This window comes from Chlorobium ferrooxidans DSM 13031, from assembly GCF_000168715.1.
Lineage (GTDB): Bacteria > Bacteroidota > Chlorobiia > Chlorobiales > Chlorobiaceae > Chlorobium > Chlorobium ferrooxidans.
Map to the genome: position 1 here is coordinate 1 of NZ_AASE01000041.1, position 8,009 is coordinate 8,009.

General features: G+C 60.1%; 1 protein-coding gene. It reads right to left on the reverse strand.

Going from position 1 to position 8,009, the window contains the following annotated elements; all coding sequences use genetic code 11:
* The coding region (locus tag CFERDRAFT_RS11445) for a YDG domain-containing protein (RefSeq protein ID WP_040433857.1) at positions 1-7,967 on the reverse strand (7,967 nt) is incomplete at its 3' end.
* Positions 7,968-8,009 lie beyond the last annotated feature (42 nt).

Consider the following 8,009-nt stretch of genomic DNA (forward strand, 5'->3'; position numbering starts at 1 on the left):
TCACTCCCGCGCTGTACCCCGTCAGGGCTCGGCAACGCATAGTTACTCGCAAGACCCGTTCCGTCAAGCAGCGTTATCGCACTGATATACTTGTTCGTCGTCGATACATGCGCGTCACTTGCTGTCGAGCCGCTATAGCCCAGCGTCTGGCCGCTCAACAGGCCGCCTATCGTTACCGACCCACTCAGACCCGTCGTCCCGCTATACGTCTTCACCCCACTCAGCGTTACCGACTTCGCCGTTATCGTCGCCGACACATCCTTGCTCGTCGCGTCCAGCACGTAGTCACTCGCCGCTGAACTGTTCGTGCCCGTTATGCTCCCTATCGACAGACCGCTTACCGTTACCTTGTTGGCTCCGACGACATTCGCACTGTTATAGGCGCTTCCACTGTTGCTCAACGTCGCTGACGTGTCTCCGCTCACCAGACCGCTGTAGCTGTACGTCGCCGTAAACCCGCCTGGCGCATCCGTCGTCGTGTCGTACGTCTTCGTCACGCCCGCGTTCGTCACCGTCGGCGTCAGCGTTGCCGCATTGATCGTCACGCTGTTCACTCCCGCGCTGTACCCCGTCAGGCTCGGCAACGCATAGTTACTCGCAAGACCCGTTCCGTCAAGCAGCGTTATCGCACTGATATACTTGTTCGTCGTCGATACATGCGCGTCACTGGCTGTCGAGCCGCTATAGCCCAGCGTCTGGCCGCTCAACAGGCCGCCTATCGTTACCGACCCACTCAGACCCGTCGTCCCGCTATACGTCTTCACCCCACTCAGCGTTACCGACTTCGCCGTTATCGTCGCCGACACATCCTTGCTCGTCGCGTCCAGCACGTAGTCACTCGCCGCTGAACTGTTCGTGCCCGTTATGCTCCCTATCGACAGGCCGCTTACCGTTACCTTGTTGGCTCCGACGACATTCGCACTGTTATAGGCGCTTCCACTGTTGCTCAACGTCGCTGACGTGTCACCGCTCACCAGACCGCTGTAGCTGTACGTCGCCGTAAACCCGCCTGGCGCATCCGTCGTCGTGTCGTACGTCTTCGTCACGCCCGCGTTCGTCACCGTCGGCGTCAGCGTCGCCGCATTGATCGTCACGCTGTTCACTCCCGCGCTGTACCCCGTCAGGCTCGGCAACGCATAGTTACTCGCAAGACCCGTTCCGTCAAGCAGCGTTATCGCACTGATATACTTGTTCGTCGTCGATACATGCGCGTCACTGGCTGTCGAGCCGCTATAGCCCAGCGTCTGGCCGCTCAACAGGCCGCCTATCGTTACCGACCCACTCAGACCCGTCGTGCCGCTATACGTCTTCACCCCACTCAGCGTTACCGACTTCGCCGTTATCGTCGCCGACACATCCTTGCTCGTCGCGTCCAGCACGTAGTCACTCGCCGCTGAACTGTTCGTGCCCGTTATGCTCCCTATCGACAGGCCGCTTACCGTTACCTTGTTGGCTCCGACGACATTCGCACTGTTATAGGCGCTTCCACTGTTGCTCAACGTCGCTGACGTGTCTCCGCTCACCAGACCGCTGTAGCTGTACGTCGCCGTAAACCCGCCTGGCGCATCCGTCGTCGTGTCGTACGTCTTCGTCACGCCCGCGTTCGTCACCGTCGGCGTCAGCGTTGCCGCATTGATCGTCACGCTGTTCACTCCCGCGCTGTACCCCGTCAGGCTCGGCAACGCATAATTACTCGCAAGACCCGTTCCGTCAAGCAGCGTTATCGCACTGATATACTTGTTCGTCGTCGATACATGCGCGTCACTGGCTGTCGAGCCGCTATAGCCCAGCGTCTGGCCGCTCAACAGGCCGCCTATCGTTACCGACCCACTCAGACCCGTCGTCCCGCTATACGTCTTCACCCCACTCAGCGTTACCGACTTCGCCGTTATTGTCGCCGACACATCCTTGCTCGTCGCGTCCAGCACGTAGTCACTCGCCGCTGAACTGTTCGTGCCCGTTATGCTCCCTATCGACAGACCGCTTACCGTTACCTTGTTGGCTCCGACGACATTCGCACTGTTATAGGCGCTTCCACTGTTGCTCAACGTCGCTGACGTGTCACCGCTCACCAGACCGCTGTAGCTGTACGTCGCCGTAAACCCGCCTGGCGCATCCGTCGTCGTGTCGTACGTCTTCGTCACGCCCGCGTTCGTCACCGTCGGCGTCAGCGTCGCCGCATTGATCGTCACGCTGTTCACTCCCGCGCTGTACCCCGTCAGGCTCGGCAACGCATAGTTACTCGCAAGACCCGTTCCGTCAAGCAGCGTTATCGCACTGATATACTTGTTCGTCGTCGATACATGCGCGTCACTTGCTGTCGAGCCGCTATAGCCCAGCGTCTGGCCGCTCAACAGGCCGCCTATCGTTACCGACCCACTCAGACCCGTCGTCCCGCTATACGTCTTCACCCCACTCAGCGTTACCGACTTCGCCGTTATCGTCGCCGACACATCCTTGCTCGTCGCGTCCAGCACGTAGTCACTCGCCGCTGAACTGTTCGTGCCCGTTATGCTCCCTATCGACAGACCGCTTACCGTTACCTTGTTGGCTCCGACGACATTCGCACTGTTATAGGCGCTTCCACTGTTGCTCAACGTCGCTGACGTGTCTCCGCTCACCAGACCGCTGTAGCTGTACGTCGCCGTAAACCCGCCTGGCGCATCCGTCGTCGTGTCGTACGTCTTCGTCACGCCCGCGTTCGTCACCGTCGGCGTCAGCGTTGCCGCATTGATCGTCACGCTGTTCACTCCCGCGCTGTACCCCGTCAGGCTCGGCAACGCATAGTTACTCGCAAGACCCGTTCCGTCAAGCAGCGTTATCGCACTGATATACTTGTTCGTCGTCGATACATGCGCGTCACTTGCTGTCGAGCCGCTATAGCCCAGCGTCTGGCCGCTCAACAGGCCGCCTATCGTTACCGACCCACTCAGACCCGTCGTCCCGCTATACGTCTTCACCCCACTCAGCGTTACCGACTTCGCCGTTATCGTCGCCGACACATCCTTGCTCGTCGCGTCCAGCACGTAGTCACTCGCCGCTGAACTGTTCGTGCCCGTTATGCTCCCTATCGACAGACCGCTTACCGTTACCTTGTTGGCTCCGACGACATTCGCACTGTTATAGGCGCTTCCACTGTTGCTCAACGTCGCTGACGTGTCACCGCTCACCAGACCGCTGTAGCTGTACGTCGCCGTAAACCCGCCTGGCGCATCCGTCGTCGTGTCGTACGTCTTCGTCACGCCCGCGTTCGTCACCGTCGGCGTCAGCGTCGCCGCATTGATCGTCACGCTGTTCACTCCCGCGCTGTACCCCGTCAGGCTCGGCAACGCATAGTTACTCGCCAGACCCGTTCCGTCAAGCAGCGTTATCGCACTGATATACTTGTTCGTCGTCGATACATGCGCGTCACTGGCTGTCGAGCCGCTATAGCCCAGCGTCTGGCCGCTCAACAGGCCGCCTATCGTTACCGACCCACTCAGACCCGTCGTGCCGCTATACGTCTTCACCCCACTCAGCGTTACCGACTTCGCCGTTATCGTCGCCGACACATCCTTGCTCGTCGCGTCCAGCACGTAGTCACTCGCCGCTGAACTGTTCGTGCCCGTTATGCTCCCTATCGACAGGCCGCTTACCGTTACCTTGTTGGCTCCGACGACATTCGCACTGTTATAGGCGCTTCCACTGTTGCTCAACGTCGCTGACGTGTCTCCGCTCACCAGACCGCTGTAGCTGTACGTCGCCGTAAACCCGCCTGGCGCATCCGTCGTCGTGTCGTACGTCTTCGTCACGCCCGCGTTCGTCACCGTCGGCGTCAGCGTCGCCGCATTGATCGTCACGCTGTTCACTCCCGCGCTGTACCCCGTCAGGCTCGGCAACGCATAGTTACTCGCAAGACCCGTGCCGTCAAGCAGCGTTATCGCACTGATATACTTGTTCGTCGTCGATACATGCGCGTCACTGGCTGTCGAGCCGCTATAGCCCAGCGTCTGGCCGCTCAACAGGCCGCCTATCGTTACCGACCCACTCAGACCCGTCGTGCCGCTATACGTCTTCACCCCACTCAGCGTTACCGACTTCGCCGTTATCGTCGCCGACACATCCTTGCTCGTCGCGTCCAGCACGTAGTCACTCGCCGCTGAACTGTTCGTGCCCGTTATGCTCCCTATCGACAGGCCGCTTACCGTTACCTTGTTGGCTCCGACGACATTCGCACTGTTATAGGCGCTTCCACTGTTGCTCAACGTCGCTGACGTGTCTCCGCTCACCAGACCGCTGTAGCTGTACGTCGCCGTAAACCCGCCTGGCGCATCCGTCGTCGTGTCGTACGTCTTCGTCACGCCCGCGTTCGTCACCGTCGGCGTCAGCGTTGCCGCATTGATCGTCACGCTGTTCACTCCCGCGCTGTACCCCGTCAGGCTCGGCAACGCATAGTTACTCGCAAGACCCGTTCCGTCAAGCAGCGTTATCGCACTGATATACTTGTTCGTCGTCGATACATGCGCGTCACTGGCTGTCGAGCCGCTATAGCCCAGCGTCTGGCCGCTCAACAGGCCGCCTATCGTTACCGACCCACTCAGACCCGTCGTCCCGCTATACGTCTTCACCCCACTCAGCGTTACCGACTTCGCCGTTATCGTCGCCGACACATCCTTGCTCGTCGCGTCCAGCACGTAGTCACTCGCCGCTGAACTGTTCGTGCCCGTTATGCTCCCTATCGACAGGCCGCTTACCGTTACCTTGTTGGCTCCGACGACATTCGCACTGTTATAGGCGCTTCCACTGTTGCTCAACGTCGCTGACGTGTCACCGCTCACCAGACCGCTGTAGCTGTACGTCGCCGTAAACCCGCCTGGCGCATCCGTCGTCGTGTCGTACGTCTTCGTCACGCCCGCGTTCGTCACCGTCGGCGTCAGCGTCGCCGCATTGATCGTCACGCTGTTCACTCCCGCGCTGTACCCCGTCAGGCTCGGCAACGCATAGTTACTCGCAAGACCCGTTCCGTCAAGCAGCGTTATCGCACTGATATACTTGTTCGTCGTCGATACATGCGCGTCACTGGCTGTCGAGCCGCTATAGCCCAGCGTCTGGCCGCTCAACAGGCCGCCTATCGTTACCGACCCACTCAGACCCGTCGTGCCGCTATACGTCTTCACCCCACTCAGCGTTACCGACTTCGCCGTTATTGTCGCCGACACATCCTTGCTCGTCGCGTCCAGCACGTAGTCACTCGCCGCTGAACTGTTCGTGCCCGTTATGCTCCCTATCGACAGGCCGCTTACCGTTACCTTGTTGGCTCCGACGACATTCGCACTGTTATAGGCGCTTCCACTGTTGCTCAACGTCGCTGACGTGTCACCGCTCACCAGACCGCTGTAGCTGTACGTCGCCGTAAACCCGCCTGGCGCATCCGTCGTCGTGTCGTACGTCTTCGTCACGCCCGCGTTCGTCACCGTCGGCGTCAGCGTCGCCGCATTGATCGTCACGCTGTTCACTCCCGCGCTGTACCCCGTCAGGCTCGGCAACGCATAATTACTCGCCAGACCCGTTCCGTCAAGCAGCGTTATCGCACTGATATACTTGTTCGTCGTCGATACATGCGCGTCACTGGCTGTCGAGCCGCTATAGCCCAGCGTCTGGCCGCTCAACAGGCCGCCTATCGTTACCGACCCACTCAGACCCGTCGTCCCGCTATAGGTCTTCACCCCACTCAGCGTTACCGACTTCGCCGTTATCGTCGCCGACACATCCTTGCTCGTCGCGTCCAGCACGTAGTCACTCGCCGCTGAACTGTTCGTGCCCGTTATGCTCCCTATCGACAGACCGCTTACCGTTACCTTGTTGGCTCCGACGACATTCGCACTGTTATAGGCGCTTCCACTGTTGCTCAACGTCGCTGACGTGTCACCGCTCACCAGACCGCTGTAGCTGTACGTCGCCGTAAACCCGCCTGGCGCATCCGTCGTCGTGTCGTACGTCTTCGTCACGCCCGCGTTCGTCACCGTCGGCGTCAGCGTCGCCGCATTGATCGTCACGCTGTTCACTCCCGCGCTGTACCCCGTCAGGCTCGGCAACGCATAGTTACTCGCAAGACCCGTTCCGTCAAGCAGCGTTATCGCACTGATATACTTGTTCGTCGTCGATACATGCGCGTCACTGGCTGTCGAGCCGCTATAGCCCAGCGTCTGGCCGCTCAACAGGCCGCCTATCGTTACCGACCCACTCAGACCCGTCGTCCCGCTATACGTCTTCACCCCACTCAGCGTTACCGACTTCGCCGTTATCGTCGCCGACACATCCTTGCTCGTCGCGTCCAGCACGTAGTCACTCGCCGCTGAACTGTTCGTGCCCGTTATGCTCCCTATCGACAGGCCGCTTACCGTTACCTTGTTGGCTCCGACGACATTCGCACTGTTATAGGCGCTTCCACTGTTGCTCAACGTCGCTGACGTGTCTCCGCTCACCAGACCGCTGTAGCTGTACGTCGCCGTAAACCCGCCTGGCGCATCCGTCGTCGTGTCGTACGTCTTCGTCACGCCCGCGTTCGTCACCGTCGGCGTCAGCGTTGCCGCATTGATCGTCACGCTGTTCACTCCCGCGCTGTACCCCGTCAGGCTCGGCAACGCATAGTTACTCGCAAGACCCGTTCCGTCAAGCAGCGTTATCGCACTGATATACTTGTTCGTCGTCGATACATGCGCGTCACTGGCTGTCGAGCCGCTATAGCCCAGCGTCTGGCCGCTCAACAGGCCGCCTATCGTTACCGACCCACTCAGACCCGTCGTCCCGCTATACGTCTTCACCCCACTCAGCGTTACCGACTTCGCCGTTATCGTCGCCGACACATCCTTGCTCGTCGCGTCCAGCACGTAGTCACTCGCCGCTGAACTGTTCGTGCCCGTTATGCTCCCTATCGACAGACCGCTTACCGTTACCTTGTTGGCTCCGACGACATTCGCACTGTTATAGGCGCTTCCACTGTTGCTCAACGTCGCTGACGTGTCACCGCTCACCAGACCGCTGTAGCTGTACGTCGCCGTAAACCCGCCTGGCGCATCCGTCGTCGTGTCGTACGTCTTCGTCACGCCCGCGTTCGTCACCGTCGGCGTCAGCGTCGCCGCATTGATCGTCACGCTGTTCACTCCCGCGCTGTACCCCGTCAGGCTCGGCAACGCATAGTTACTCGCAAGACCCGTTCCGTCAAGCAGCGTTATCGCACTGATATACTTGTTCGTCGTCGATACATGCGCGTCACTGGCTGTCGAGCCGCTATAGCCCAGCGTCTGGCCGCTCAACAGGCCGCCTATCGTTACCGACCCACTCAGACCCGTCGTCCCGCTATACGTCTTCACCCCACTCAGCGTTACCGACTTCGCCGTTATCGTCGCCGACACATCCTTGCTCGTCGCGTCCAGCACGTAGTCACTCGCCGCTGAACTGTTCGTGCCCGTTATGCTCCCTATCGACAGGCCGCTTACCGTTACCTTGTTGGCTCCGACGACATTCGCACTGTTATAGGCGCTTCCACTGTTGCTCAACGTCGCTGACGTGTCACCGCTCACCAGACCGCTGTAGCTGTACGTCGCCGTAAACCCGCCTGGCGCATCCGTCGTCGTGTCGTACGTCTTCGTCACGCCCGCGTTCGTCACCGTCGGCGTCAGCGTCGCCGCATTGATCGTCACGCTGTTCACTCCCGCGCTGTACCCCGTCAGGCTCGGCAACGCATAGTTACTCGCCAGACCCGTTCCGTCAAGCAGCGTTATCGCACTGATATACTTGTTCGTCGTCGATACATGCGCGTCACTGGCTGTCGAGCCGCTATAGTTCAGCGTCTGGCCGCTCAACAGGCCGCCTATCGTTACCGACCCACTCAGACCCGTCGTCCCGCTATAGGTCTTCACCCCACTCAGCGTTACCGACTTCGCCGTTATCACCGCCGACACATCCTTGCTCGTCGCGTCCAGCACGTAGTCACTCGCCGCTGAACTGTTCGGCCCGTATGCTCCCTA